Annotated in this window: 24 protein-coding genes; all 24 read right to left on the bottom strand. The window is 69.9% G+C overall.

Going from position 1 to position 25,193, the window contains the following annotated elements; translation table 11 throughout:
* Positions 1 to 192: 192 nt before the first annotated feature.
* The 24 genes from ACFW2Y_RS08080 to nrtL all read right to left on the bottom strand — a co-directional run bounded on the left by ACFW2Y_RS08080 (position 193) and on the right by nrtL (position 25,188).
* The gene (locus ACFW2Y_RS08080; RefSeq protein WP_384875182.1) at positions 193 to 639 is read right to left on the bottom strand and encodes a DUF2550 domain-containing protein; all 447 of its coding nucleotides are present in this window, start codon (positions 637 to 639) and stop codon (positions 193 to 195) included.
* Between the two features lie 146 nt (positions 640 to 785).
* The gene (locus ACFW2Y_RS08075; RefSeq protein WP_384875179.1) at positions 786 to 1,160 is read right to left on the bottom strand and encodes a F0F1 ATP synthase subunit epsilon; all 375 of its coding nucleotides are present in this window, start codon (positions 1,158 to 1,160) and stop codon (positions 786 to 788) included.
* A gap of 112 nt (positions 1,161 to 1,272) precedes the next feature.
* Positions 1,273 to 2,715, bottom strand: coding sequence for a F0F1 ATP synthase subunit beta (gene atpD / locus ACFW2Y_RS08070; protein WP_384875176.1), 1,443 nt, complete (start codon positions 2,713 to 2,715; stop codon positions 1,273 to 1,275).
* Positions 2,715 to 3,632: a F0F1 ATP synthase subunit gamma gene (locus ACFW2Y_RS08065; RefSeq protein WP_384875174.1), complete on the bottom strand. Its 918-nt coding sequence runs from the start codon at positions 3,630 to 3,632 to the stop codon at positions 2,715 to 2,717. The genes atpD and ACFW2Y_RS08065 overlap by 1 nt, the downstream gene beginning before the upstream one ends.
* A 20-nt stretch (positions 3,633 to 3,652) precedes the next feature.
* Positions 3,653 to 5,248: a F0F1 ATP synthase subunit alpha gene (gene atpA, locus ACFW2Y_RS08060; RefSeq protein WP_384875171.1), complete on the bottom strand. Its 1,596-nt coding sequence runs from the start codon at positions 5,246 to 5,248 to the stop codon at positions 3,653 to 3,655.
* Between the two features lie 146 nt (positions 5,249 to 5,394).
* A complete protein-coding gene (locus ACFW2Y_RS08055) occupies positions 5,395 to 6,210 on the bottom strand; it encodes a F0F1 ATP synthase subunit delta (RefSeq protein WP_384875168.1) in 816 nt (271 codons plus the stop codon).
* Positions 6,207 to 6,752 carry a F0F1 ATP synthase subunit B gene (locus ACFW2Y_RS08050; protein WP_123455414.1) on the bottom strand — a complete coding sequence of 182 codons (546 nt, stop codon included), beginning with the start codon at positions 6,750 to 6,752 and terminating at the stop codon, positions 6,207 to 6,209. The genes ACFW2Y_RS08055 and ACFW2Y_RS08050 overlap by 4 nt, the downstream gene beginning before the upstream one ends.
* Positions 6,753 to 6,793: 41 nt before the next feature.
* A complete protein-coding gene (gene atpE, locus ACFW2Y_RS08045; RefSeq protein WP_024761915.1) occupies positions 6,794 to 7,060 on the bottom strand; it encodes an ATP synthase F0 subunit C in 267 nt (88 codons plus the stop codon).
* Between the two features lie 91 nt (positions 7,061 to 7,151).
* Entirely contained in the window at positions 7,152 to 7,961 is an 810-nt protein-coding gene (gene atpB, locus ACFW2Y_RS08040; RefSeq protein ID WP_384875165.1) for a F0F1 ATP synthase subunit A, read from the bottom strand.
* A gap of 225 nt (positions 7,962 to 8,186) precedes the next feature.
* Positions 8,187 to 8,600, bottom strand: coding sequence for a hypothetical protein (locus tag ACFW2Y_RS08035; RefSeq protein WP_384875163.1), 414 nt, complete (start codon positions 8,598 to 8,600; stop codon positions 8,187 to 8,189).
* Positions 8,601 to 8,865: 265 nt separating this feature from the next.
* Positions 8,866 to 10,176, bottom strand: coding sequence for an MraY family glycosyltransferase (locus ACFW2Y_RS08030; protein WP_384875160.1), 1,311 nt, complete (start codon positions 10,174 to 10,176; stop codon positions 8,866 to 8,868).
* A 107-nt stretch (positions 10,177 to 10,283) separates the two neighbouring features.
* Entirely contained in the window at positions 10,284 to 11,531 is a 1,248-nt protein-coding gene (gene glyA, locus ACFW2Y_RS08025) for a serine hydroxymethyltransferase (RefSeq protein WP_384875158.1), read from the bottom strand.
* A 69-nt stretch (positions 11,532 to 11,600) separates the two neighbouring features.
* Positions 11,601 to 12,248 (bottom strand): protein-tyrosine-phosphatase, encoded by a 648-nt coding sequence (locus tag ACFW2Y_RS08020; protein ID WP_384875155.1) that lies wholly within the window; start codon positions 12,246 to 12,248, stop codon positions 11,601 to 11,603.
* Positions 12,245 to 12,892 carry an L-threonylcarbamoyladenylate synthase gene (locus ACFW2Y_RS08015; protein WP_384875153.1) on the bottom strand — a complete coding sequence of 216 codons (648 nt, stop codon included), beginning with the start codon at positions 12,890 to 12,892 and terminating at the stop codon, positions 12,245 to 12,247. Before ACFW2Y_RS08015 ends, ACFW2Y_RS08020 begins: the two co-directional genes overlap by 4 nt.
* A 40-nt stretch (positions 12,893 to 12,932) precedes the next feature.
* Positions 12,933 to 13,778 carry a peptide chain release factor N(5)-glutamine methyltransferase gene (gene prmC / locus ACFW2Y_RS08010; RefSeq protein WP_384875150.1) on the bottom strand — a complete coding sequence of 282 codons (846 nt, stop codon included), beginning with the start codon at positions 13,776 to 13,778 and terminating at the stop codon, positions 12,933 to 12,935.
* Between the two features lie 37 nt (positions 13,779 to 13,815).
* Positions 13,816 to 14,892: a peptide chain release factor 1 gene (gene prfA / locus ACFW2Y_RS08005; RefSeq protein WP_384875147.1), complete on the bottom strand. Its 1,077-nt coding sequence runs from the start codon at positions 14,890 to 14,892 to the stop codon at positions 13,816 to 13,818.
* 95 nt (positions 14,893 to 14,987) lie between these two features.
* Positions 14,988 to 15,206, bottom strand: a complete 219-nt coding sequence (rpmE, locus tag ACFW2Y_RS08000; RefSeq protein ID WP_030321069.1) for a 50S ribosomal protein L31 — start codon at positions 15,204 to 15,206, stop codon at positions 14,988 to 14,990.
* A gap of 202 nt (positions 15,207 to 15,408) precedes the next feature.
* Positions 15,409 to 16,503: an LCP family protein gene (locus ACFW2Y_RS07995; RefSeq protein WP_384875145.1), complete on the bottom strand. Its 1,095-nt coding sequence runs from the start codon at positions 16,501 to 16,503 to the stop codon at positions 15,409 to 15,411.
* A gap of 194 nt (positions 16,504 to 16,697) precedes the next feature.
* On the bottom strand, positions 16,698 to 18,704 hold the full coding sequence (gene rho / locus ACFW2Y_RS07990; protein WP_384875142.1) for a transcription termination factor Rho: 2,007 nt from the start codon (positions 18,702 to 18,704) through the stop codon (positions 16,698 to 16,700).
* 416 nt (positions 18,705 to 19,120) lie between these two features.
* Positions 19,121 to 20,038 carry a homoserine kinase gene (gene thrB, locus ACFW2Y_RS07985; RefSeq protein ID WP_384875139.1) on the bottom strand — a complete coding sequence of 306 codons (918 nt, stop codon included), beginning with the start codon at positions 20,036 to 20,038 and terminating at the stop codon, positions 19,121 to 19,123.
* 269 nt (positions 20,039 to 20,307) lie between these two features.
* Positions 20,308 to 21,378 carry a threonine synthase gene (thrC, locus tag ACFW2Y_RS07980; protein ID WP_384875136.1) on the bottom strand — a complete coding sequence of 357 codons (1,071 nt, stop codon included), beginning with the start codon at positions 21,376 to 21,378 and terminating at the stop codon, positions 20,308 to 20,310.
* 6 nt (positions 21,379 to 21,384) lie between these two features.
* Positions 21,385 to 22,677, bottom strand: a complete 1,293-nt coding sequence (locus tag ACFW2Y_RS07975) for a homoserine dehydrogenase (protein ID WP_384875133.1) — start codon at positions 22,675 to 22,677, stop codon at positions 21,385 to 21,387.
* A gap of 146 nt (positions 22,678 to 22,823) precedes the next feature.
* Complete coding sequence (gene lysA / locus ACFW2Y_RS07970; protein ID WP_384875131.1) at positions 22,824 to 24,215, bottom strand: diaminopimelate decarboxylase; 1,392 nt, start codon at positions 24,213 to 24,215, stop codon at positions 22,824 to 22,826.
* Between the two features lie 10 nt (positions 24,216 to 24,225).
* Positions 24,226 to 25,188, bottom strand: coding sequence for an ArgS-related anticodon-binding protein NrtL (gene nrtL / locus ACFW2Y_RS07965; protein ID WP_384875128.1), 963 nt, complete (start codon positions 25,186 to 25,188; stop codon positions 24,226 to 24,228).
* Positions 25,189 to 25,193 lie beyond the last annotated feature (5 nt).

Raw genomic sequence — 25,193 nt, 5'->3', positions numbered from 1 at the left:
GCGGCACGCCGTCCCCCGCTCCTCCTCGTCCCCACCGCTCCACGACGCAACCGCGACGCACCGGGCAGCGTGCCGGCCGCTCGGCCCGTGCACGGACGGCACCGCGGACACGGGATCGCCCCGGTGGCACGACCCGCAGCGGGGGCACCCCGCGCGAGTCCCGACCGCACGGGCCCCAGCAGACCAGAGGGCTCAGGCGACGTTCACCCGCTGGCCGGGGGGCGCCGCCTCCAGCCAGGCCATGAACCCCGTCCGGGCGTCCTCGCTCATCGCGAGCTCCAGTCGGACGCCCTCGTACATGCAGGGCTGGATCACGGAGTCGGAGAGCAGCGCGAGCTCCTCCTCGCCCTCCGGCATCCGCCGCTCCAGGGCCACGATGGAGGAACGCTCCAGCACCCGGCGCGGGCGCGGTGCGTACGAGAAGACCCGGAACCAGGCGATCTCGTCACCGCTGTAGCGGGCGACCCCGTACACCCAACCCTTGCCGGTCGAATCCGGCTCGTCGGGGACGTTCCAGCGGAGCGAACAGTCGAAGGTGCCGCCGGCACGCTGGATCAGTCTCCGGCGCAATCCGAAGACGAAGAGCCCGATCACCACCAGTGCGACGACCAGGCCGCACACGAGCAGAGCGAGGAACATCTTCACCGACCTCCTCGCTGCGTCCCGTAGCCGGCACGTCCGGCAGAACCGAATACAACCTGCATCTGCATCGCCTCAGCCGCGACACGGTCCGGAAAATTCCGGATCGTGCCGCGGCTGAGGGCACTCCTACTCGGTGCGGACCGTCAGTGGACCGCTACCGCGCGCAGCCGGACCTCGGCGCGCCGCTCGGCGGCGGCGTCCGACTCCGTCTTCGCACGCTCCAGCGCGCGCTCGGCACGCTGGGCGTCGATCTCGTCCGCCAGCTCGCAGATCTCCGCGAGCAGAGACAGCTTGTCGTCGGCGAACGAGATGAATCCACCGTGGACGGCGGCGACGACGGTCGCGCCCTCACTCGTACGGATGGTCACCGGGCCCGACTCCAGCACACCGAGCAGCGGCTGGTGGCCGGGCATGACGCCGATGTCGCCGGAGGTGGTACGCGCGATGACCAGGGTGGCCTCGCCAGACCAGACACTCCGGTCCGCGGCGACCAGCTCGACGTGCAGCTCAGCAGCCAAGGGTGGCTCCTCGGGTCACCACCCGGCGGTCGTGCCGGGTGTTGGGGTCAATTCTAGGGGGCGTGGAGAGGGGGCGGGACGGATCCCGCCCCCTCTCGGGCGAGCACGGGGCTCAGGAGACGCCGAGCTCCTTGGCGTTCTTCTTGAGGTCCTCGAGACCACCACACATGAAGAAGGCCTGCTCCGGGAAGTGGTCGAACTCACCGTCGCAGATCGCGTTGAACGCGGCGATCGACTCGTCGAGCGGAACGTCCGAACCGTCCACACCGGTGAACTGCTTCGCCGCGTGGGTGTTCTGGGACAGGAAGCGCTCGACACGGCGGGCGCGGTGGACAACGAGCTTGTCCTCCTCGCTCAGCTCGTCGATACCGAGGATCGCGATGATGTCCTGGAGGTCCTTGTACTTCTGCAGGATCCCCTTGACGCGCGTGGCGGCGTCGTAGTGGTCCTGCGCGATGTAACGCGGGTCCAGGATCCGGGACGTGGAGTCCAGCGGGTCCACGGCCGGGTAGATGCCCTTCTCGGAGATCGGACGGGAGAGAACCGTCGTCGCGTCGAGGTGGGCGAAGGTGGTCGCCGGCGCCGGGTCGGTGAGGTCGTCGGCGGGGACGTAGATCGCCTGCATCGAGGTGATCGAGTGACCACGGGTCGAGGTGATGCGCTCCTGGAGGAGACCCATCTCGTCGGCCAGGTTCGGCTGGTAACCCACCGCGGAGGGCATGCGGCCGAGCAGGGTCGACACCTCGGAACCGGCCTGCGTGAAGCGGAAGATGTTGTCGATGAAGAACAGCACGTCCTGCTTCTGCACATCGCGGAAGTACTCCGCCATGGTCAGACCGGCGAGGGCCACACGGAGACGGGTGCCCGGGGGCTCGTCCATCTGGCCGAAGACCAGGGCGGTCTTGTCGAGGACGCCCGAGTCCTCCATCTCCGCGATGAGGTCGTTGCCCTCACGGGTGCGCTCGCCGACGCCGGCGAAGACGGAAACGCCCTCGTGCAGCTTCGCCACACGCATGATCATTTCCTGGATCAGAACGGTCTTGCCGACACCGGCACCACCGAACAGACCGATCTTTCCACCCTTGACGTACGGGGTGAGGAGGTCGACGACCTTCAGGCCGGTCTCGAACATCTCGGTCTTCGACTCGAGCTGGTCGAACGCCGGGGCCTTGCGGTGGATGGACCAGCGCTCGCCGACCTCGGACTCGGCCTCGGGCTCGTTCAGGATCTGGCCCAGCGTGTTGAACACGCGACCCTTGGTGACGTCACCGACCGGCACGGTGATGCCGTCGCCGGTGTCGGTCACCGGGGCCTGGCGGACCAGACCGTCGGTGGGCTGCATCGAGATGGTACGGACGATGCCGTCACCGAGGTGCTGCGCGACCTCGAGGGTCAGCGTCTTCTTCGCGCCCTCCTCGGCCGGGTCGGCGACCTCGACGTGCAGGGCGTTGTAGATCTCCGGCATCGCGTCGACGGGGAACTCCACGTCGACGACCGGGCCGATGACCCGGGCGACGCGGCCCGTGGCGGCGGCCGTCTCAACAGTGGTCGTCATTACTTGTCACTCCCCGCGGTCGCGTCGGCCAGGGCTGCGGTGCCACCGACGATCTCGCTGATTTCCTGGGTGATTTCGGCCTGGCGGGCCGCGTTGGCAAGTCGGGAGAGGTTGTTGATCAAGTCTCCCGCGTTGTCGGTGGCCGACTTCATCGCGCGGCGCGTGGCGGCGTGCTTGGAAGCAGCCGACTGGAGCAGCGCGTTGTAGATCCGGCTCTCGACGTAGCGCGGCAGCAGGGCGTCGAGGACGTCCTCCGCCGACGGCTCGAAGTCGTACAGCGGGCGGAGGGTCTCCGGCTCGCCGGCCTCCTTCGCCACCTCGTCGAGGCTCAGGGGCAGCAGCCGGGCCTCGACCGCCGTCTGGGTCATCATCGAGACGAACTCGGTGTAGACGATGTGGAGCTCGTCCACACCACCCTCCGCCGTGTCCTTCTCGATCGCCTCGATCAGCGGTGCGGCGATCTTCTTGGCGTCCGCGTAGGTCGGCTCGTCCGTGAAGCCCGCCCATGTGTCGGCCAGCGCGCGCTCACGGAAGTTGAAGTGCGCGACGCCACGGCGGCCGACGACGTAGATGTCGACCGTGCGGCCCTCGCCCTCCAGCTTCTTGATCAGCTGTTCCGCCGCCTTGATGGCGTTGGAGTTGAAGGCGCCGGCCAGACCGCGGTCGCTCGAGAGGAGCAGGACCGCGGCACGGCTCGGGTTCTCCACCTCGGTGGTCAGCGGGTGCTTGTCGTTCGCACCCGTGGCCACCGCCGTGACCGCCCGCGTGAGCTCGGTCGCGTACGGAGTCGACGCCTGCACCTTGCGCTGTGCCTTGACGACGCGCGAGGCGGCGATCATCTCCATCGCCTTGGTGATCTTCTTCGTCGCGGTGACGGATTTGATGCGACGCTTGTAGACCCGGAGCTGCGCTCCCATGAGTCAGGTCCCTTCCGTCGTCACTTCGAGACGTTGACGGCGGCAGCGTCCTCGCCGAGCAGCTTGCCGTCAGAGGTCTCGAACTGCTTCTTGAACTCCGCGATGGCGTCGGCGACGGCCGTCAGGGTGTCGTCCGACATCTTCTTGCCCTCACGGATGGAGGTCATGAGACCGGAGTGGCTCTGGCGCAGGTACGCCAGGAGCTCGGCCTCGAAGCGACGGATGTCGGCGACCGGGACGTCGTCCATCTTGCCGGTGGTGCCGGCCCAGACCGAGACGACCTGGTTCTCCGTGGGCATCGGCTGGTACTGAGCCTGCTTGAGCAGCTCGACCATGCGCTGACCACGCTCCAGCTGCGCCTTGGAGGCCGAGTCCAGGTCCGAACCGAAGGCCGCGAAGGCCTCCAGCTCACGGAACTGGGCCAGGTCCACGCGGAGGCGGCCGGCGATCTGCTTCATGGCCGGGTGCTGGGCGGAGCCACCGACTCGGGAGACCGAGATGCCGACGTTCAGAGCCGGGCGCTGGCCGGCGTTGAACAGGTCGGACTCCAGGAAGCACTGGCCGTCGGTGATGGAGATGACGTTGGTCGGGATGAAGGCCGAGACGTCGTTGGCCTTCGTCTCGACGATCGGCAGACCGGTCATCGAACCGGCACCCATCTCGTCCGAGAGCTTGGCGCAGCGCTCGAGGAGGCGGGAGTGCAGGTAGAAGACGTCACCCGGGTAGGCCTCACGGCCCGGCGGGCGGCGCAGCAGCAGCGACACGGCGCGGTAGGCGTCGGCCTGCTTCGACAGGTCGTCGAAGACGATCAGGACGTGCTTGCCCTCGTACATCCAGTGCTGGCCGATGGCCGAGCCGGTGTACGGCGCCAGGTACTTGAAGCCGGCCGGGTCGGACGCCGGGGCGGCGACGATCGTCGTGTACTCGAGCGCACCGGCCTCCTCCAGCGCGCCGCGCACGGACGCGATGGTGGAGCCCTTCTGGCCGACGGCGACGTAGATGCAGCGGACCTGCTTGTTCACGTCGCCCGAGCGCCAGTTGTCGCGCTGGTTGATGATCGTGTCGACGGCCAGGGCGGTCTTGCCGGTCTGGCGGTCACCAATGATCAGCTGACGCTGACCACGGCCGACCGGGGTCATGGCGTCGACGGCCTTGTAGCCGGTCTCCATCGGCTCGTGGACCGACTTGCGCTGCATGACGCCCGGCGCCTGCAGTTCGAGGGCGCGGCGGCCCTCGGTCGCGATCTCGCCGAGACCGTCGATCGGGTTACCGAGCGGGTCGACGACGCGACCCAGGTATCCCTCGCCGACACCGACGGAGAGGACCTCGCCGGTGCGCTGCACCGACTGTCCCTCCTCGATGCCGCTGAACTCGCCGAGGACGATCGCACCGATCTCGCGCTCTTCGAGGTTCAGCGCGAGACCGAGGGTGCCGTCCTCGAACTTCAGCAGCTCGTTCGCCATGGCCGAGGGAAGACCCTCGACCTTCGCGATGCCGTCGCCGGCCAGGCTGACCGTGCCGACCTCCTCGCGCGAGGCCGCGTCCGGCTGGTACGACTGGACGAAAGTCTCCAGTGCGTCCCGGATCTCCTCCGGCCGGATCGTGAGCTCCGCCATCTGGGTTCCCTGCTCTCCTTGTTGGGCCCGAAGTTTCTTAAGGGGTCTGGGGGCCGACCCCCAGGAATCTTCTGCAATCTCTGCACGGCCCAACCGGGCCGCTGGTGTTGCGGTGTTGCGGTGATGCCTTGTTCTGTTGGCTGCCGTCAGCCGGCCAGTCGACGGGTCGCCTCGCCGAGGCGCTCCGCGATGGAACCGTCGATGACCTCGTCGCCGACCCGCACGGTGATCCCGCCGAGGACCGCGGGGTCCACGTCCAGGTTCAGGTGCATCTCGCGGCCGTACAGCTTGGCCAGCACGGCGCCGAGGCGCTGCTTCTGCTGGTCCGACAGCGGCACCGCCGAGGTGACGACGGCGACCATCCGGTTCCGACGCGCCGCGGCGAGCTTGGACAGGGACTCGAGTCCCGCTTCCAGGCTACGTCCCCGGGGCTGGGTCACCAGACGGACGACCAGGCGCTCGGTGGTCGCGTGGGCCTTGCCGCCGAGCAGGCTGCGGAGCAGCGTGCCCTTGGCCGTGGCCGTGGCGCCCTTGTCCGTCAGCGCGGAGCGGAGCTCGTTGCTGGAGGACACGATCCGGCCGAACCGGAACAGCTCGTCTTCGACGTCGTCGAGCGCGCCCGCCTTCTGCGCCGCGGTGAGGTCGGCGGTGTTCGCCATCTCCTCGCTCGCGTCGACCAGGTCGCGCGAGCGCGACCAGCGGGAGCGGACCATGCCGGAGACCAGGTCGACGGTCTCGCCGCCCACCTGCCCACGGAGGAGTCGCTGCGCGAGTTCGGCCTTGGCCTCACCCGACTGGGCGGGGTCGGTCAGGACCCGGCGCAGCGACACCTCGCGGTCGAGCAGCGTGGTGACGGCGGCCAGCTCGTCCGCGAGCTTCGTCGCGTCGACCGGGGTGTTGTCGGTCAGCGCGTCGAGGGATTCGCGTGCGGCGGACAGTGCCTCGCGGCTCGCTCCGTTCATCGGACAGCCTCGGCCTTCTCCTCGAGCTCGTCGAGGAAGCGGTCGATCGTGCGGCTCTGGCGGGCGGCGTCCTCAAGGGACTCGCCGACCAGCTTGCCGGCCAGGTCGGTGGCGAGCTTGCCCACGTCCTGACGCAGCGAGGCGGATGCGGCCTTGCGGTCGGCCTCGATCTGCGCGTGACCGGCAGCGATGATCTCTTCGCGCTGGCGCTGGCCTTCCGCCTTCATCTCCTGGATGATCGCGGTGCCCTGCTCCGTCGCCTCCTGGCGAAGACGCGCGGCCTCGTGGCGGGCCTCGGCGAGCTGGGCCTTGTACTGCTCCAGCACACTCTGAGCCTCGATCTGGGCCGACTCGGCCTTCTCGATGCCACCCTCGATGGCCTCGCGACGCTCGTCCAGAACCTTGTTGATGTTCGGGAGGAGCTTCTTGGCGAGGAAGCCGAAGACGATGACGAAGGCGATCAGGCCGATGACGAGCTCGTCGAGATGCGGGATCAGAGGAGGCTGAGGCTCCTCCGCCGCCGCAAGAAGCAGAGCGTTCACATCAGTGCCTTCCGTAAAAAGAATCGGGCAGTCGGTCCGGCTTACTGGTAGACGAAGCCCATGACGATGCCGATGAGGGCGAGCGCCTCACAGAAGGCGAAGCCCATGATCTGGTTCGTACGGATGAGACCGGCGGCCTCGGGCTGGCGGGCGAGCGCCTGCGTACCGTTACCGAAGATGATGCCGACGCCGACGCCGGGGCCGATCGCGGCGAGGCCGTAACCGATCGAGGCGACGTTGCCAACGACGTTGGTCTTGGCGCTGCCACCTTCGGCGGCGAGGTTGATCATGTCGAGAGCAGCGGACATGCCGTTACTTCCTTCTCTGTTCAATGACCCGATGGGGGTTGGCCACCGGACGACTGATGGGTGCGGGGTGGAGCTACGGGGTTGGTGCGGCTCAGTGGTGCTCGGAGAGCGCGCCCTGGACGTAGCTGCAGGCCAGGAGGACGAAGACGTACGCCTGGACGGCCTGGATGAAGAGCTCGAAGGCAGTCATGGTGAGGACCATCACGAACGAGGCGCCGGCGTAGACGAAGCCCAGGCCGTTCATGAGGTACCAGGTGGCCAGCGAGAACATCACGATCAGCAGGTGACCGGCGAACATGTTCGCGAACAGTCGCACCGCGTGCGTGAAGGGCCGGATGATCAGGTTCGAGAAGAACTCGAGAAGCATGATGAGCGGGAGGATCGCGCCCAGGGACTTGTCGTACCCGAGGATGTTCTTCCAGCCGCCGGCGAAGCCGTGCTTCTTGAAGGTCAGCGCCACCCACATGACATAGACGATCAGCGCGAGGGCCGCCGGGAAGGCGATCAGCGACGTGACCGGGAACTGGGCGAGCGGAATGATCGACCAGAGGTTCATGATCCAGACGAAGAAGAACAACGACACCATGAAGGGGACGTACTTCTCGCCGTCCTTCTTGCCGATGATCTCGTAGACGATGCCGCGGCGCACGAAGTCGTAACCGGCCTCGCCGACCATCTGCATCTTGCCGGGGATCAGCTTGGGCTTGTTGAAAGCGGCCCAGAAGAACCCGACGACCACGATGGAGCCCAGGATGGCGAGCAGCATCGGCTTGGTGAACTCGATGCCGGCCACCGTGGCGATGGGCTCGTACATGAACGTGTGCAGGCCCGGCGCCGGGAAGCCACATCCACTGAAGATGTGGCAATCCGGGTCGAAGGCAAGCGTCTGGTCAGCACTCACCGCGGGCTCCTTCAGCGTGGCGCATAGGTACGGCAACCTCGTTGTGTCGGCGCGGCGCACAGCCGCGGGTCGGCACTGGACTGGTCTTACGGATAAGGGGGCGGCGGTTCGGCATCGAGCCTCTCGCTGGGACAGGCGCCGTTTCGGATGCCCGCGTCCGCAGTGCCGCAGTTGGCACCGGACGATAGCAGGAAGCCGAACGCGGCTTTATCCCGGCCCTACCCTTCACGACTTGGACCCCGTGTTTCCGGGGTCGATGTACGTGATCTTGGCCTTCATGTAGGCCCGGGCCTGTGCGGCGACCCACACCACGGTCGTCGCGAGCAGCGTGAAGGCGAAGGCCTTGAAGTCGAACAGCGTGGTGTTCTTCAACAGGGCCAGGAAGATGAAGAGCACCAGCAACTGGGCCGTGTAGAGCATCAGCCCCATGGCCTGGAAGAGGTGCGGAAGCGACTTCGCCGTCCGCTGGAGAACCAACTGCCCGATCCCCATGAAGAGGATCACCACCAGGGTGCCGACGACGGCACCGATCGCACCCTTGCCACCGGCGACCACCCCGCTGATGACCGTGGCGACTGCGCCGACGGCTGCGGTGGGTACAACGGTGTGCAGGAGGATGCGTGCGTCGTTCGACGGCATGGCGGTGTCTCCGCTTGCTACTGGAGGGGGCGATGGTGTCGTCATGGACGAGCGTAAGCCCGGTCCGAGGTGGGTCTCGGGGCCAACGGACCGTCGCACTACGGTCTTTCGGCACTGTCGCCGGGTCTCGTGAACCGTATCACAAACTATTTGAATAGGTCTTTACCCATACGGTGTGCCAACCGTCACACATGAGGGTTACCCCGCGCGTGTGTGCACGACAGCGGGGTGCCTTGTCTGCTAATGGACCGCGATGGGGTTTTCGTCAACCACGCGCCCCGGCCTTACTCCGGTCGGGGAAGCGCGAACGGTGACCGAGGGCGGTCGCCCCGTTGACCCCGGCGGGCACCGGCTCCTGCTCCTCCTCCGCCTCCCCGGAGGGCGCGGCCGGCTCGACGGAAGCCCTCTTGCGGCGGCGGTAGCGGGGCGGCACCACGGACTCGGCCCAGCGGGGCGCACGCGGCGTGAAGCGCGGCAGCAACAGCAGGACCAGACCGATCGCACTCAGTGCCACGACCCCCAGGACGATCCACATCGAGGTCGAGTGGACCGAGTACGCCAGCGTGCCGAAGGCGATCAGCGCCGACCAGAAGTACATGATCAGCACCGCGCGGCTGTGCGAGTGGCCGATCTCCAGGAGCCGGTGGTGCAGGTGCCCGCGGTCGGCGGCGAACGGCGACTGCCCCTTCCAGGTGCGACGCACGATCGCCAGGACCAGGTCCGCCATCGGGATCGCGATGATGGTCAACGGCAGCACGAGCGGGATGAAGACGGGCAGGGCGGCGTGCGTGGCCTCGCGGGTCGAACCCTCGAAGATCTTCAGCGCGTCCGGGTCGACCTGGCCGGTGATGGAGATGGCGGAGGCGGCCAGGATCAGACCGATCAGCATCGAGCCCGAGTCGCCCATGAAGATCCGCGCCGGGTGCATGTTGTGCGGGAGGAAGCCCAGGCACATGCCCATGAGGATGGCGGCGAACAGGGTTGCGGGGGCGGCGGCTTCGATCGTGTAGCCGTACCAGAGGCGGTAGGCGTACAGGAAGAAGGCCGCGGCGGCGAGGCAGACCATGCCGGCGGCGAGGCCGTCGAGGCCGTCGACGAAGTTCACGGCGTTGATGGTGAGGACCACCAGGGCCACCGTCAGGAGCGTGCCCTGTCCGGGGGTGAGGGCGACCGTGCCGACGCCGGGGATGGGCAGCCACAGGATCGTCAGGCCCTGCGCCACCATCACGCCCGCGGAAATCATCTGGGCGCCCAGCTTGATGAGCGCGTCCAGCTCGAACTTGTCGTCGAGGACGCCGATGAGCCAGATCAGGGCGGCGCCGGAGAGCAGCGCGCGCGGCTCGTTCGACTGCTCGAAGACGCTGCTCAGGTTCTGCAGGTGGTCGGCGACGAGGAGGCCCGCGCACAGCCCGAAGAACATGGCGATGCCACCGAGCCGCGGAGTCGGTTCTCGGTGTACGTCGCGGGCGCGGATCTCCGGCATCGCCCCGGTCGCGATGGCGAACTTCCGCACCGGCCCGGTGAGCAGATAGGTCACCGCAGCCGTGACACAGAGTGTCAGCAGGTAATCACGCACGGGCTGCCCCACAGGAATCGCTGGCCATCTCAGCCCCACACCCTAGCCGTGCCGTCCACATGCTCTGAGACACCGGGGTCGTCCGAACGGTTGCAGGCGGTCTTCGCTCAGCGTCCATACGGGGGAAATCGGGAAGTCAGCTCGCGGACTTCCGCGCGCACCCGAGCCGTCTCCCCGGGGTCGTCCCGCAGTGCGACGGTGAACAGCGCGGCGATCCGGGCCATTTCCGGGGAGCCCATCCCCTGGGTGGTCACGGCGGCCGTGCCGAGCCGGATGCCCCGGCCCTCCCCGTGCGGCAGCGCACAGGTGTCGAGGACCATGCCGGCGGCGGCGAGCCGGGCACGGGCGGTGCGGCCGTCGACTCCGAGCGGAGCGGGGTCGGCGGTGATCAGATGGGTGTCGGTACCGCCCGTGGTCAGCGCGAACCCTTCGGCGGCGAGCGCCGCCGCGAGGACCTTGGCGTGCTCGACCACCCGGTGGGCGTACGCGGTGAACGCCGGGGTGGACGCTTCTCCGAAGGCCACCGCCTTCGCCGCGATCGTGTGCATCTGGGCGCCGCCCTGGGTGAACGGGAACACCGCCCGGTCGATCCGGTCGGCCAGCTCCTCGCCGCACAGGATCATCCCGCCGCGCGGACCGCGCAGCACCTTGTGGGTCGTCGCGCAGACCACGTCGGCGTACGGGACGGGGCTGGGCGCCGCTCCTCCGGCGACCAGGCCGATCGGATGGGCCGCGTCCGCGATGAGATAGGCCCCGACCTCGTCGGCGACCTCGCGGAAGACCGCGTGGTCGAGGTGACGGGGGTAGGAGATCGAGCCGCAGACGATCGCCTTGGGACGGTGGTGGCGGGCGAGCGCGGCGAGCTGTTCGTAGTCGACGAGTCCGGTCTCGGCGTCGACCCCGTAGGGCACGAAGTCGAACCAGCGGCCGGAGAAGTTGGCGGGCGAGCCGTGCGTGAGGTGCCCGCCGTGGTTCAGGCCCATGGCCAGGACCGTGTCACCGGGCCTGAGAAGGGCCGCGTACGCCGCCAGGACGGCCGAGGAGCCGGAGTGCGCCTGGACGTTCGCGTGGTCGGCTCCGAAGAGCGCGGTGGCCCGCTCAGCGGCGATCCGCTCGATCGCGTCGGCGTACTCGCAGCCGCCGTGGTGCCGGGCACCCGGGTACCCCTCGGCGTACTTGTTGGCGAGCGCGGAGCCCAGGGCCGCGAGGACGGCGGGCGAGGTGAAGTTCTCGGCCGCGATCAGCTGCAGGCTGTCGGCCTGCCGCCGGGCCTCTCCCAGCAGCACGTCGGCGACCTCGGGGTCCTGCCGGCGCAGGGCGTCGAGTTCCTCATCGGGGGGTGCGGTGACCGACATGTCACCAATGTAGGCGCGCTCCTGCGCACCCGCCCCCCAGCCGACGCCCGCTTGCCGGGGCGCCCGGGATCAGCGCCGGGACGAAACGCCCGTCAGCGCCGTGACCACCGGGTCGAGGGCCTGGTTGATCTCGTCGCCGATGGAGCGGAAGAAGGTGATCGGGGCGCCGTACGGGTCGTTGACCTCGTCCGCGTCCACCGAAGGGGCCAGCAGCCACCCGCGTAGAGCCGCAGCCGCGCGGACCAGGGCCCGGGCGCGCTCCACCGTTCCCTCGGAACGCGGATCGGGCAGGGTGGCCGGATCGATCGCGCGGACCAGTCGGGTGAACTCCTTGAGGGTGAAGGTGCGCAGGCCCGCCGAATGGCCCATCGAGATGACCTGCGCCCGGTGGTCACGGGTCGCGGTGAGGACCAGGTCGGCGCGGATGACGTGCTCGTCGAGGAGTTCGCGCCCCACGAAGCCGGTGTGGTCCGCGCCGAAATCGGCGAGGACCAGCTCCGCGTTGGCCTCCATCGGGGCGCCCTCGTGGCCCCAGGTGCCCGCGCTCTCCACGATCAGGCCGCCGCTGAAGGGGTCGCCGAGGCGGTCGCTCAGGGCATGGCGGGTCAGCCGCTCGGTGATCGGCGAGCGGCAGACGTTGCCGGTGCTGACGTGGAGGATGCGGAAGGTGTTGCTTCCTTCGTGCCCCGCTATGCCACGCCCCTCAGGGGCGGTCAACTGGCCACCTCGAGGTCGGGTACGACCTTCCGGAGCTCCTCCGGGGAGAGCGCGCCCTCGCGCAGCAGCACCGGCACCTTGCCCGTGACGTCCACGATGGACGAGGGGACGATGCCGGGCGTCGGACCGCCGTCGAGATAGACGGAGACGGAGTCGCCGAGCATCCCCTGTGCCGCGTCGCAGTCCTCCGGCGCCGGGTGGCCGGTGAGGTTGGCGGAGGAGACGGCCATCGGGCCGACCTCGGTGAGCAGCTCGATCGCGACCGGGTGCAGGGGCATCCGGATGGCGACCGTCCCCCGGGTGTCGCCGAGGTCCCACTGGAGGGACGGCTGGTGCTTGGCGACGAGGGTGAGCGCGCCGGGCCAGAAGGCGTCGACGAGCTCCCAGGCGTGCTCGGAGAAGTCGGTGACCAGGCCGTGGAGGGTGTTCGGGGAACCGATGAGCACGGGGGTGGGCATGTTGCGACCGCGGCCCTTGGCGGTGAGCAGCTCCGCGACGGCCTCGCTGCTGAAGGCGTCCGCCCCGATCCCGTACACCGTGTCGGTGGGCAGCACGACCAGCTCGCCCCGGCGTACGGCGGACGCGGCCTCGCGCAGGCCGGTCGCGCGGTCGGTCGCCTCGTTGCAGTCGTATCGCCGTGCCATCAGTTCCCGGCCTCCTCGTACGCGTGGTTCGTCATGACGGTCATGGCATTGCCTTGCGGGCGGTCGCGAAGCGCGGCCGGTTGTTCAGGTCGGGGTGGTCGGCGGCATCGGCCCAGCCGGCCTCTTCGTTGAAGATCCACGGCACCTGGCCGCCCTGGGTGTCGGCGTGCTCGATGACGACGAGGCCTCCGGGGCGCAGCAGCCGGTGGGCGGTGCGCTCGATGCCGCGGATGGTGTCGAGGCCGTCCTCACCGGAGAAGAGGGCCATCTCCGGGTCGTGGTCGCGGGCCTCGGGGGCCACGTACTCCCACTCGGTGAGCGGAATGTACGGCGGGTTGGAGATGACCAGGTCGACCTGGCCGTCCAGCTCGGGGAGCGCGGTGAGCGCATCGCCCTGGTGGACGGTGACGCGGGAGCCCTCGGCGTTCTTGCGGGTCCACACGAGCGCGTCCTCGGAGAGCTCGACGGCGTGTACGCGCGAGCGCGGAACCTCCTGGGCCATGGCGAGGGCGATGGCCCCGGAGCCGGTGCACAGGTCGACGATGAGCGGTTCCACGACGTCCATGGCGCGCACGGCGTCTATGGCCCAGCCGACGACCGACTCGGTCTCCGGGCGGGGCACGAAGACTCCGGGCCCCACCTGGAGCTCCAGGTAGCGGAAGAACGCCCGGCCGGTGATGTGCTGGAGCGGTTCACGGGCCTCGCGGCGGGCGACGGCCTCCCAGTAGCGGGCGTCGAAGTCCGCGTCCTTGACGTTGTGCAGCTCCCCCCGCTTGACGCCGTGCACGAACGCGGCGAGCTCTTCCGCGTCGAAACGCGGCGAGGGAACGCCGGCGTCGGCCAGCCGCTGGGTGGCCTGGGCCACCTCGGCAAGCAGCAGGTTCACGCTGGTCCTCCGTGGTGCGGGGTGGGGCTTACGGAACTTACGCCGCGGCGAGCTTGGCCGCCGAGTCGGCGTCGACGCACGCCTGGATCATGGTGTCCAGATCGCCGTCGAGCACCTGGTCCAGGTTGTAGGCCTTGAAGCCGACGCGGTGGTCCGAGATGCGGTTCTCCGGGAAGTTGTACGTGCGGATCTTCTCGGACCGGTCGACGGTGCGGACCTGGCTGCGGCGGGCGTCCGCGGCCTCGGCCTCGGCCTTCTCCTGCGCCGCTGCGAGGAGCCGGGAACGCAGGATGCGCATGGCCTGCTCCTTGTTCTGGAGCTGGCTCTTCTCGTTCTGGCAGGAGGCGACGATGCCGGTCGGCAGGTGGGTGATGCGGACGGCGGAGTCGGTGGTGTTGACCGACTGGCCGCCGGGGCCGGAGGAGCGGTAGACGTCGATGCGCAGGTCGTTGGCGTGGATCTCGACGTCGACCTCCTCCGCCTCGGGCGTGACCAGGACGCCGGCGGCGGAGGTGTGGATGCGGCCGGCGGACTCGGTGGCGGGCACCCGCTGGACGCGGTGCACCCCGCCCTCGTACTTGAGCCGCGCCCAGACGCCCTGGCCGGGCTCGGTGGCGCCGTTGCCGCCCTTGGTCTTCACGGCGACCTGGACGTCCTTGTAGCCGCCGAGCTCGGACTCGGTGGCGTCGATGATCTCCGTCTTCCAGCCGACGCGCTCGGCGTACCGCAGGTACATCCGGAGGAGGTCGCCGGCGAAGAGGGCGGACTCGTCGCCGCCCGCGCCCGCCTTGATCTCCAGGATGACGTCCTTGTCGTCGCTCGGGTCGCGCGGGACGAGGAGCAGGCGGAGCTTGTCGGTGAGCTCCTCCCGGTCCTTCTCCAGCTGCTTGACCTCGGCGGCGAAGTCGGGGTCGTCCTGTGCCAGCTCGCGGGCGGTCTCGATGTCGTCGCCGGTCTGCTTCCAGGCCCGGTAGGTGGCGACGATCGGGGTCAGCTCGGCGTAGCGCTTGTTCAGCTTGCGCGCGTTCGCCTGGTCGGCGTGGACCGACGGGTCCGCGAGCTTCGTCTCGAGGTCGGCGTGCTCGCCGACCAGTTCCTCGACCGCCTCGAACATCGGGGGCTCCTGGGTTTTCGTCAATTGCTACGGGACGGCAAAGCGCCGGTCCCGGCCACCCGAGCGGGGCGGCCGAGGACCGGCGCAGGGGCTCGCTACTTGGCGGAGCCGGCCTTGCCGAAGCGGGCCTCGAAGCGGGCCACGCGGCCGCCGGTGTCGAGGATCTTCTGCTTGCCCGTGTAGAACGGGTGGCACTCGGAGCAGACCTCGGCACGGATGGTGCCCTCGGTGAGGGTGCTACGGGTGGTGAACGACGCGCCACAGGTGCAGCTGACCTGGGTCTCGACGTACTCGGGGTGAATCTCGCGCTTCAAGGGTGTCTCCTAGTTCCGGGAGGGTGCCGGGTCGCCGCCGCGGGTTGCGGACGACGTGAACCGGGACCGACGTACCAGTCTGCCAGGACTGGCCGCATCTCCCCAAACCGGGGTCGAGCCGGAGGTATTCCCGGACGCCCCCTCCGGGCCGCGCCACCGGTCCGCGCCCGGGCGCCCCTCCTCCCCGGACCCTCGCTCCGGGCTACTGCACGACGCCCTCGGCCTGGCCGGTGGCACTCCCCTCGGTCGCCGCCGCCGGGATCGGGCGGTCGTCCTTGAGGGCCTCCCAGACCTGCTGCGCCTGCGCTTCCAGAGGGACCACCCGGTTCGGGTCCCGGGGGTCGTACTCGACGGGCAGGGTGACCATGTGGACGTCCGCGGCGTCGATGCCGGAGAGGCCCTTGGCGAAGCCCATCAGCTCCTGGATCGAGTCGAGCTCGGAGTCCGGGGTGATGGCCTTGGTGGCGGCGTCGGCGAGCCCGTACAGCTTGGTCGGGTTGGTGAGGACGCCGATGCCCTTGACCTGCTTCATGAAGGCCTTCATGAAGGCCTGCTGGAGCTGTATGCGGCCCAGGTCGCTGCCGTCGCCGACGCTCTTGCGGGTGCGGACCAGGCCGAGGGACTGCTCGCCGTCGAGGGCGTGCGTGCCCGGCGCCAGGTCGAGGTGGCTCTTGTCGTCCTTGATGGCCCGCGTGGTGGTGATCTCGACGCCGCCGAGCTCGTCGACGAGCTTCTTGAAGCCGGTGAAGTCGACCTCGACGTAGTGGTCCATGCGGATCCCGGACATCGATTCGACCGTCTTGACGGCGCAGGCGGGACCGCCGACCTCGTACGCGGTGTTGAACATGGCCCGCTGCTCGCCGGGGACGGGATTTCCCTCCTCATCGGTGCAGGAGGGCCGGTCGACGAGGGTGTCACGGGGTATGGAGACCACGTCGGCCGCCTTGTGGCCCTCGTGGACGTGCACGACCATCGCGGTGTCGGAGCGGGCACCGCCCTCGTCCCTGCCGTAGGCGCCGTTGTCGCCCGAGCGGGAGTCGGAGCCGAGGACCAGGACGTCCAGGGAGCCGTCGTCGACCTCGTCGGGGCGCTCGGTGCCGAGCCGGGCGTTGATGTCGACGGTCTGCAGATTGGCATCGAGCTTGAGGTACGCGTAGCCGAGCCCGGCACCACCGAGGACGAGCACCGCGGCGGCGCCCGCCAGCAGGACCGGCCCCTTGCGCCGTCGGACGGGCCTCTTGCGGCGCCGGCCGTGGCCCGCACCGCTCCCGCGGCTGCTCTCGCTCTGTTCCGTCATCGGCTTTCCTCACCCCCAGGATTCACCTTCTGTGACGGCGGAGCACCCGAAAGGGTTGCGTAGGGGCCGATGGGGTTTGGACGGGCACAGCACTGCGCCCACCGTGCTCGGCACGGTGGGCGCAGTGGTTCACGCAGGTCACGACGGGGTTACGGACCAGGTGCCCGCAGGCGTCGTGTGACGCAGCTCTCGCGTCAGTCGTTGTTGCTGGCTCCCGGCGTGGTCTTCTGGATCTGGAGCAGGAACTCGCCGTTCGACTTCGTCTGCTTGAGCTTGTCGAGCAGCAGCTCGATCGCCTGCTGCTGGTCGAGCGCGTGCAGCACGCGACGCAGCTTCCAGGTGATGGCGAGCTCGTCGCTGCCGAGCAGGATCTCTTCCTTGCGCGTGCCCGAGGCGTCGACATCGACGGCCGGGAAGATGCGCTTGTCGGCGAGCTTCCGGTCGAGCTTGAGCTCCATGTTGCCGGTGCCCTTGAACTCCTCGAAGATCACCTCGTCCATGCGGGAGCCGGTGTCCACGAGCGCGGTCGCCAGGATGGTCAGCGAGCCGCCGTCCTCGATGTTGCGCGCGGCACCGAAGAAGCGCTTCGGCGGGTAGAGCGCCGTCGAGTCGACACCACCGGACAGGATGCGGCCGGAGGCCGGCGCCGCGAGGTTGTACGCGCGACCCAGGCGGGTGATCGAGTCGAGCAGGACGACCACGTCGTGGCCCAGCTCCACGAGGCGCTTGGCGCGCTCGATGGCGAGCTCGGCGACGGTGGTGTGGTCCTCGGCCGGGCGGTCGAAGGTCGAGGAGATGACCTCGCCCTTGACCGACCTCTGCATGTCGGTGACCTCTTCCGGACGCTCGTCGACGAGGACGACCATCAGGTGGCACTCGGGGTTGTTGTGGGTGATCGCGTTGGCGATCGCCTGCATGATCATGGTCTTGCCGGTCTTCGGCGGGGCCACGATCAGACCGCGCTGGCCCTTGCCGATCGGCGACACGAGGTCGATGATCCGCGTGGTCAGCACGCCCGGGTCGGTCTCCAGGCGGAGCCGGTCCTGCGGGTAGAGCGGGGTCAGCTTGTTGAACTCGGGGCGACCGCGGCCGGAGTCGGCCGCCATGCCGTTCGCGGAGTCCAGACGGACCAGGGCGTTGAACTTCTCGCGGCGCTCGCCCTCCTTCGGCTGGCGCACGGCACCGGTGACGTGGTCGCCCTTGCGCAGGCCGTTCTTGCGCACCTGGGCGAGGGAGACGTACACGTCGTTCGGGCCGGGCAGGTAGCCGGAGGTCCGGATGAACGCGTAGTTGTCGAGGATGTCCAGGATGCCCGCGACGGGGATCAGGACGTCGTCGTCGGCGACCTGCGGCTCGCCGGCCTGGAAGTCGTCACGGCCGCGACGTCCACGACGGTCGCGGTAACGGCCGCGGCGTCCGCGCCGGCCGCCGGCCTCGTCGTCGTAGTCGTCCTGCGGACCGGCCTGCTGGCCGCCCTGCTGACCCTGCTGGCCCTGACCACGCTGGCGCTGGCCGCCCTGACCGCCCTGGCCACCGCCCTGCTGCTCGTCGCCCTTGCGGTCGCGCTGGCGGTCACGACGGTCACGACGGTCACGACGACCCCGGCCCTCGGCGCCGTCAGCGGCGGTCTCGGCCTTGGCCTCGCCCTGCGGCTCCGCCTTGACCTCGCGGGTCTCCGTACGGGCCTCGGTCTTGACCGCCTGGGCCGTCTCGGCCTTGGCCTCGCCCTCGGGGGAGCCGGCGGGGGCCGTGGCGCGGCGACGGCGGCGCTCACCGGCCGGGGCGTCATCGGCGGCCGGCTGGCCCGGAATGTCGATTTGCTGCTGGGCGGCGGGCTTCTCGGCCTTCTCGGCCTTCTCCGTCTTGGGCGCGGCGGCTTCGGCGGCCTCGCCCGTACGGGCCTTGGAGGTGGCGCGGCGCTTCGGCTTGGCCTCGGCGGCCTCGGCCGTCTTGGCGGGGGCGGCGGAGCCCCCTCCGGCCTGCGCCTCCTTGATGACCTCGATCAGCTGGCTCTTGCGCATCCGCGCGGTGCCCCTGATGCCGAGGCCGGACGCGACCTGCTGCAGCTCGGCCAGGACCATGCCGTCGAGGCCGGTGCCGGAGCGGCGGCGCCGTGCGGTGCCGGTGGCACCTGCGGCGGGCGCGGCGGTGTCGACAGACTTGTCGGCAGTCACGCCCATCAGATCGGTGGTGTCGCTCACGAAGGGTCCTTCCCTGGAGCGGACGTCGGCCATCTGGCTCGGCGACCGGTTGTGCTGTCCGGCAGGGTCCTGGTTCGTGGACCGTGTCCGGGGCGGTGGTCCCGCCGGGTACGGCGGAAGATGAGGAAACGTGCTGTGGGTCCGGCCCGAGCGCCCCCTGCTCGGCCCTCACTGCTGAAGAGCGAGGGGTGTCGTGCCGGTTCCGGAGCGTGCTCGAAACTGCTCAGGCAGGCTGCTCAGGCAGTTGGGGAGGCTCTCGGAAGAATGGGTGGTCCCTGAGGGGACACTCCGCACCGCTCCACAAAAAGGTCGGGTGCAGACTTGAGGTTAACACTACCGGCTCCAACAAACATTCCCCCTCTCCCTCACCGGCAATCTCCTGTCCGAGGCGCTGCCCGGCGCCCCGGCCGCCACGCCTAGGGCGTGAGCGGCAGGACGCTCGCTCCGGACGCGTCGAGGTCGAGCCGGTTCGCGGCCCAGCCCTCGCCCGCGAGGCGGGCGACCTTGTCGGCCGTCCCGTGTTCGGCCAGCGCGAGGACCGTGGGGCCCGCGCCGGAGATGACCGCGGGGATGCCGTCCGCCCGCAGCCGGTTGACCAGGGCGATGCTCTCCGGCATCGCTGGAGCCCGGTACTCCTGGTGCAGCCGGTCCTCGGTGGCGGCGAGCAGGAGCTCGGGGCGGCGGGTCAGCGCCTCGACGAGGAGGGCGGCGCGCCCGGCGTTCGCGGCGGCGTCGACGTGCGGGACGGTGCGCGGCAGGAGCCCGCGGGCGGTCTCGGTCAGCACGGGCTTCCCGGGGACGAAAACCACCGGAACGATGGAATCCGAGGGATCCATCCTGATGGCCCGCGCGGTGCCGGATTCGGTCCAGGCGAGCGTGAAGCCGCCGAGGAGACAGGCGGCGACGTTGTCGGGGTGACCCTCGATCTCGGTGGCGAGTTCCAGGAGGGCCGCCTCGTCGAGCCGGGCGTCGCCGCCTATGGTCACGGCGCGGGCGGCGACGATGCCGGCGCAGATGGCGGCGGAGGAAGAACCGAGACCGCGGCCGTGCGGGATGCGGTTGGCGCAGACGACCTCAAGACCACGCGGCTGCCCGCCGAGCAGGTCGAAGGCCGTGCGCAGGGAGCGTACGAGCAGGTGACTCTCGTCGCGCGGGAGCGTCTCGGCGCCCTCGCCGGCGATGTCGACGTGCAGCCCGGAGTCGGCGACCCGGACGACGACGTCGTCATAGAGTCCCAGCGACAGGCCGAAGGCGTCGAAGCCCGGGCCGAGGTTGGCGCTGGTGGCGGGGACGCGCACCCGTACGGCGGCGGCGCGGAACGCTGGACCGGCCATCGCTCGATGACTCTCCTTGATTGCGACAACGGGTTTTTCAAGAGAAGTACACGGGGGCCCTGGGGCCGTTTCGGCCACGGAGGGCGACAACGGCAACAACACCACGCATATGCGTCGGGACGGGCCCGGTACAGCCTATCGAAGGAAGGTTCTGTGGCGACATAGGGCGCACAGGAGGCGCACGATGCGTGTCGCGCGCCAACCTGTGCGCCTATGTACGTTCCTGATCGGGTTTCGATCAGGACAGCCGCCCTCTCCGGGGGGTGGGATCAGGCCAGGCCGAGGCGTTCGGCCGCAGCCGCGGCGTCGACCGGGACGGTGACCGGCTGCGGCGCGCCGGCGACGGCCCAGTCGGGGTCCTTGAGGCCGTTGCCGGTGACCGTGCAGACGATGGTCTGGCCGGGGTCGACCTTGCCCTGCGCGGCGGCCTTCAGCAGGCCGGCGACCGAGGCGGCCGAGGCGGGCTCCACGAAGACGCCCTCCTGGGAGGCCAACAGGCGGTACGCCTGCAGAATCTCACGGTCCGTCACCTCGTCGATGAAGCCGCCGGACTCGTCGCGCGCGGCGATCGCGTAGTCCCACGAGGCCGGGTTGCCGATGCGGATCGCGGTGGCGATCGTCGACGGGTCCTTGACCACCTCGCCGCGCACCAGCGGGGCGGAACCGGAGGCCTGGAAGCCCCACATGCGCGGGCGGCGGGCGGCGAGGCCGTCGGCGGCGTACTCGCGGTACCCCTTCCAGTACGCCGTGATGTTGCCGGCGTTGCCCACGGGCAGCACGTGGACGTCGGGGGCGTCGCCCAGCATGTCCACGATCTCGAACGCGGCGGTCTTCTGGCCCTCGATGCGCACCGGGTTGACCGAATTGACCAGCGCCACCGGGTAGTTCTCGGAGAGGCTGCGGGCCAGGGTCAGACAGTCGTCGAAGTTGCCGTCGACCTGGAGGATCTTCGCGCCGTGCACGAGGGCCTGCCCCATCTTGCCGAGCGCGATCTTGCCCTGCGGCACGAGGACGGCGGAGACCATGCCGGCGCGGACCGCATAGGCCGCGGCCGAGGCGGAGGTGTTGCCGGTGGACGCGCAGATGACGGCCTGCGCACCCTCCTCCTTCGCCCTGGTGATGGCCATGGTCATGCCCCGGTCCTTGAAGGAGCCGGTGGGGTTGGCGCCCTCGACCTTGAGGTGCACCTCGCAGCCCGTGCGCTCGGAGAGGACCTGTGCGGGAACGAGCGGCGTACCGCCCTCGCGGAGCGTGACGACCGGCGTCGTGTCCGTGACCGGGAGGCGGTCCCGGTACTCCTCGATGATGCCGCGCCACTGGTGGGTGCCCTTGTGGGTCATGGGTCCTTACTCCCCTTCAACACGCATGATGCTGGCGACACCGCGGACGGTGTCGAGCTTGCGCAGCGCCTCGACGGTCCCCGAGAGGGCGGCGTCGGGCGCGCGGTGGGTGACGACGACGAGCGATGCCTCGCCGTCCTTGCCCTGCTGGCGCACCGTATCGATGGATACGCCGTGCTCGGCGAAGACCGTCGCGACCTGGGCGAGGACGCCCGGCTTGTCGGCCACGTCGAGGCTGATGTGGTACCGCGTGACGACCTCGCCCATGGAGCTCACGGGTAGCTGGGTGTACGCGGACTCGCCGGGGCCGGTGGCCTCGTTGAGCTTGTTGCGGCACACGGCGACGAGGTCGCCGAGCACGGCCGAGGCGGTCGGCGCGCCACCGGCACCGGGGCCGTAGAACATGAGCTGCCCGGCGGCGTCGGCCTCGACGAAGACCGCGTTGTACGCCTCGCGGACGGAGGCCAGCGGGTGGCTGAGGGGGATCATCGCGGGATGCACGCGCGCGGTGACGGACCCGCCGTCGGCGGCCCGCTCGCAGATCGCGAGCAGCTTGATGGTGCAGCCCATCTCCTTGGCGGAGGCGAAGTCCGCGGCGGTGACCTCGGTCATGCCCTCGCGGTAGACGTCGTCGAGGCGCACGCGCGTGTGGAAGGCGATGCCGGCGAGGATGGCGGCCTTGGCCGCGGCGTCGAAGCCCTCGACGTCGGCGGTCGGGTCGGCCTCCGCGTACCCGAGCGCGGTGGCCTCGTCCAGGGCCTCCTGGTAACCGGCACCGGTCGAGTCCATCTTGTCGAGGATGAAGTTCGTGGTGCCGTTGACGATGCCCATCACTCGGTTGATCTTGTCCCCGGCGAGGGACTCGCGCAGCGGTCGGATCAGCGGGATGGCGCCGGCGACGGCGGCCTCGTAGTAGAGGTCCTGGCCGTGCTGCTCGGCGGCGGCGTAGAGGGTCGCGCCGTCCTGGGCGAGCAGCGCCTTGTTCGCCGAGACGACGGAGGCGCCGTGCTCGAAGGCGGTGGTGATGAGGGTGCGGGACGGCTCGATCCCACCGATGACCTCGATGACGACGTCGATGTCCCCGCGTTTGACGAGGGCGGTCGCATCGGTGGTGATCAGCTCCGCGGGGACTCCCCCGCGGACCTTGTCGGGCCGGCGGACGGCGACGCCGGCGAGCTCGACCGGCGCGCCGATGCGCGCCGCGAGGTCGTCGGCGTGCGTCGTCATGATGCGCGCCACCTCTGAGCCGACCACTCCACAGCCCAGCAGCGCCACCTTCAGCGGACGCGTACGCATCATCCGACCTCGTTTCTCGTACTACTTCGTCGTCGTATCTCTACGGATCCCTACGGATCTCTACGGTGCAACCAGTCTCACTCACCGGACGGGCGTTTCAGCGCCCCGTCCGGATCCTGAGACGTCGATTTCATCACGTGACTATTTCATCAGCCGACGTCCAAACGCAGGAGATCTTCCTCCGTCTCGCGCCGGACGATCACGCGCGCCTCACCGTCGCGAACGGCGACGACCGGCGGGCGCAGCGCGTGGTTGTAGTTGCTCGCCATCGAGCGGCAGTACGCGCCGGTGGCCGGAACGGCGAGCAGGTCACCGGGCGCCAGGTCCGAGGGCAGGAAGGCGTCCCGCACGACGATGTCGCCGCTCTCGCAGTGCTTGCCGACGACCCGGGAGAGCATGGGCTCGGCGTCGCTGGTCCGCGAGACCAGGCTGACGCTGTACTCCGCGTCGTAGAGGGCCGTGCGGATGTTGTCCGACATGCCGCCGTCCACGCTGACGTACGTCCGCAACCCTTCGAGGGGCTTGACGGTGCCGACCCGGTAGAGGGTGAAGGCGGTGGGCCCGACGATGGCCCGCCCGGGCTCGACCGAGATCCGGGGCGTCGCGAGACCGGCCGCCTCGCACTCCCGCGTCACGATCCCGCTCAGGGCCTTGGCGATCTCATGGGGCTCGCGCGGGTCGTCCTCGGAGGTGTACGCGATGCCGAGGCCGCCGCCCAGGTCGATCTCGGGCAGCTCGACGCCGTGCTCGTCCCTGACCTCGGCGAGCAGCTGGACCACGCGCCGCGCGGACACCTCGAACCCCGCCATGTCGAAGATCTGCGAGCCGATGTGCGAGTGGATGCCGATGAGTTCCAGCCCGTCGAGCTTCAGCGCCCGCCGCACGGCCTCGGCCGCCTGCCCGCCGGCCAGCGCGATGCCGAACTTCTGGTCCTCGTGGGCCGTGGCGATGAACTCGTGGGTGTGGGCCTCGACCCCGACGGTCACGCGGATCTGCACGCGCTGGCGCTTGCCGAGCGACTGGGCGACGTGGGCGACGCGGACGATCTCCTGGAAGGAGTCCAGGACGATCCGCCCGACGCCGACCTCGACGGCCGTGCGGATCTCCTCCTCGCTCTTGTTGTTCCCGTGGAAGGCGATGCGGTCCGCCGGCATGCCGGCGGAGAGCGCGGTGGCGAGCTCGCCGCCGGAACAGACGTCGAGGTTGAGCCCCTCCTCGTGCAGCCAACGCACGATCGCCCGGGAGAGGAAGGCCTTCCCCGCGTAGAACACGTCGGCGTCCTCGCCGAAGGCCGCGGCCCAAGCACGGCAGCGGGCCCTGAAGTCGGTCTCGTCGAGGAAGTACGCGGGGGTGCCGAACTCCTCGGCGAGGGCGTCGACGCCGATCCCGCCGACGGTGACGACACCGCGCGCGTTCCGTGTGACGCTGCCAGCCCACACCTTGGGATCGAGGACGTTGAGGTCGGCGGGCGGAGCGGAGTAGTGCCCCTCGGGCAGCACATCGGCGTGACGGGGCCCGGCGGGGTGGGCGGAACGGCTCATGACGACTCTTTCACAACTGGTCGGGTGCGCTGATGCCGAGCAGGGAGAGGCCACCGGCGAGCACCGTCCCGGCGGCTTCGGCGAGCGCGAGCCGGGAACGGTGGGCGGCCGAGGGTTTCTCGTCGCCGAACGGCAGAACGGTGTGTTGGAAGGCGAGCAGCGCGTCGGCGACCGCCTCCAGGTGCCGGGCGACCCGATCGGGGGCGCGGTGGCGGGCGGCGGCCAGGAGGACGACGGGGTGGTCGCCGAGGACGCCGAAGAGCTCGGGTGCGTGGACGTCGGTCTCGTACGAAGGGGCGAGCCGGAACCGTTCGCCGTTGACGAGCAGTCGCCGCACCCGCGCATGGGCGTACCGCACCCGGAAGAGGGCATTGCGCTCGTGCTGGACGAGGAGGGGCGGCCCGTCCAGGGGCCGGTCCCCCGGCGCGGCCCGCAGCAGGCCCCAGCGGGCGGCATCGACGCCGAGGAGGTCCGGCTCGTACGCCCCGGGCCGCACGTGGATCCGCTCCTCGCCGCCGAACGCGGCATCGGCCCCCTGCGCACGCAGCAACCGCAGGACGACACCGGTCACGACCTCGGCGCGCGGCTCCGCCGCCCCGGCGAACCGGAGGACCTCGTCGGAGAGCGCGGTGCCGTGCCCGTAGGCGGTTCCGGCGGCGCGGATCACCCGTACGAGATCACCGCCGACCTCGCGCCGGAGGGTGAAGTTCAGGAAACCCGGGCCGGTGATGTCGACGGCGAGGATCCCGGGGCTCCCGCGGAGCCGCTCCTTGAGGATCCCGGCGACGTCCAGGGCACTGCGCCCGGCGGGCCGGGCGAGGCTGAGGGCGATGCTGCTGGCGTACTCACCGGTGCCGCCGGGCCTGGCCCGCTCGACCTTGACCCGCGGGGGGACGTCGACCCGCAGCGCACCGTCGTCGACCGCACTGCGCACGGCGTGCTGCACGGTGAGGGAGAGGTCCGCGGGGGTCACAGGAC

It is taken from the genome of Streptomyces sp. NPDC058877, from assembly GCF_042742855.1.
Classification (GTDB): Bacteria; Actinomycetota; Actinomycetes; order Streptomycetales; family Streptomycetaceae; genus Streptomyces.
Note: the sequence above shows the minus strand (reverse complement) of the source record. Positions and strands in the feature narration are given on the sequence as shown.

Bases quoted from the DNA above. Each gene is read 5' to 3' on its own strand.
- ACFW2Y_RS08080 (WP_384875182.1), bottom strand. From the start codon at position 639: ATGTTCCTCGCTCTGCTCGTGTGCGGCCTGGTCGTCGCACTGGTGGTG.
- atpD (WP_384875176.1), bottom strand. From the start codon at position 2,715: ATGACGACCACTGTTGAGACGGCCGCCGCCACGGGCCGCGTCGCCCGG.
- ACFW2Y_RS08065 (WP_384875174.1), bottom strand. From the start codon at position 3,632: ATGGGAGCGCAGCTCCGGGTCTACAAGCGTCGCATCAAATCCGTCACC.
- atpA (WP_384875171.1), bottom strand. From the start codon at position 5,248: ATGGCGGAGCTCACGATCCGGCCGGAGGAGATCCGGGACGCACTGGAG.
- ACFW2Y_RS08055 (WP_384875168.1), bottom strand. From the start codon at position 6,210: ATGAACGGAGCGAGCCGCGAGGCACTGTCCGCCGCACGCGAATCCCTC.
- atpE (WP_024761915.1), bottom strand. From the start codon at position 7,060: ATGTCCGCTGCTCTCGACATGATCAACCTCGCCGCCGAAGGTGGCAGC.
- ACFW2Y_RS08035 (WP_384875163.1), bottom strand. From the start codon at position 8,600: ATGCCGTCGAACGACGCACGCATCCTCCTGCACACCGTTGTACCCACC.
- glyA (WP_384875158.1), bottom strand. From the start codon at position 11,531: ATGTCGGTCACCGCACCCCCCGATGAGGAACTCGACGCCCTGCGCCGG.
- ACFW2Y_RS08015 (WP_384875153.1), bottom strand. From the start codon at position 12,892: ATGGCACGGCGATACGACTGCAACGAGGCGACCGACCGCGCGACCGGC.
- prfA (WP_384875147.1), bottom strand. From the start codon at position 14,892: ATGTTCGAGGCGGTCGAGGAACTGGTCGGCGAGCACGCCGACCTCGAG.
- ACFW2Y_RS07995 (WP_384875145.1), bottom strand. From the start codon at position 16,503: ATGACGGAACAGAGCGAGAGCAGCCGCGGGAGCGGTGCGGGCCACGGC.
- thrB (WP_384875139.1), bottom strand. From the start codon at position 20,038: ATGGCCGGTCCAGCGTTCCGCGCCGCCGCCGTACGGGTGCGCGTCCCC.
- thrC (WP_384875136.1), bottom strand. From the start codon at position 21,378: ATGACCCACAAGGGCACCCACCAGTGGCGCGGCATCATCGAGGAGTAC.
- ACFW2Y_RS07975 (WP_384875133.1), bottom strand. From the start codon at position 22,677: ATGATGCGTACGCGTCCGCTGAAGGTGGCGCTGCTGGGCTGTGGAGTG.
- lysA (WP_384875131.1), bottom strand. From the start codon at position 24,215: ATGAGCCGTTCCGCCCACCCCGCCGGGCCCCGTCACGCCGATGTGCTG.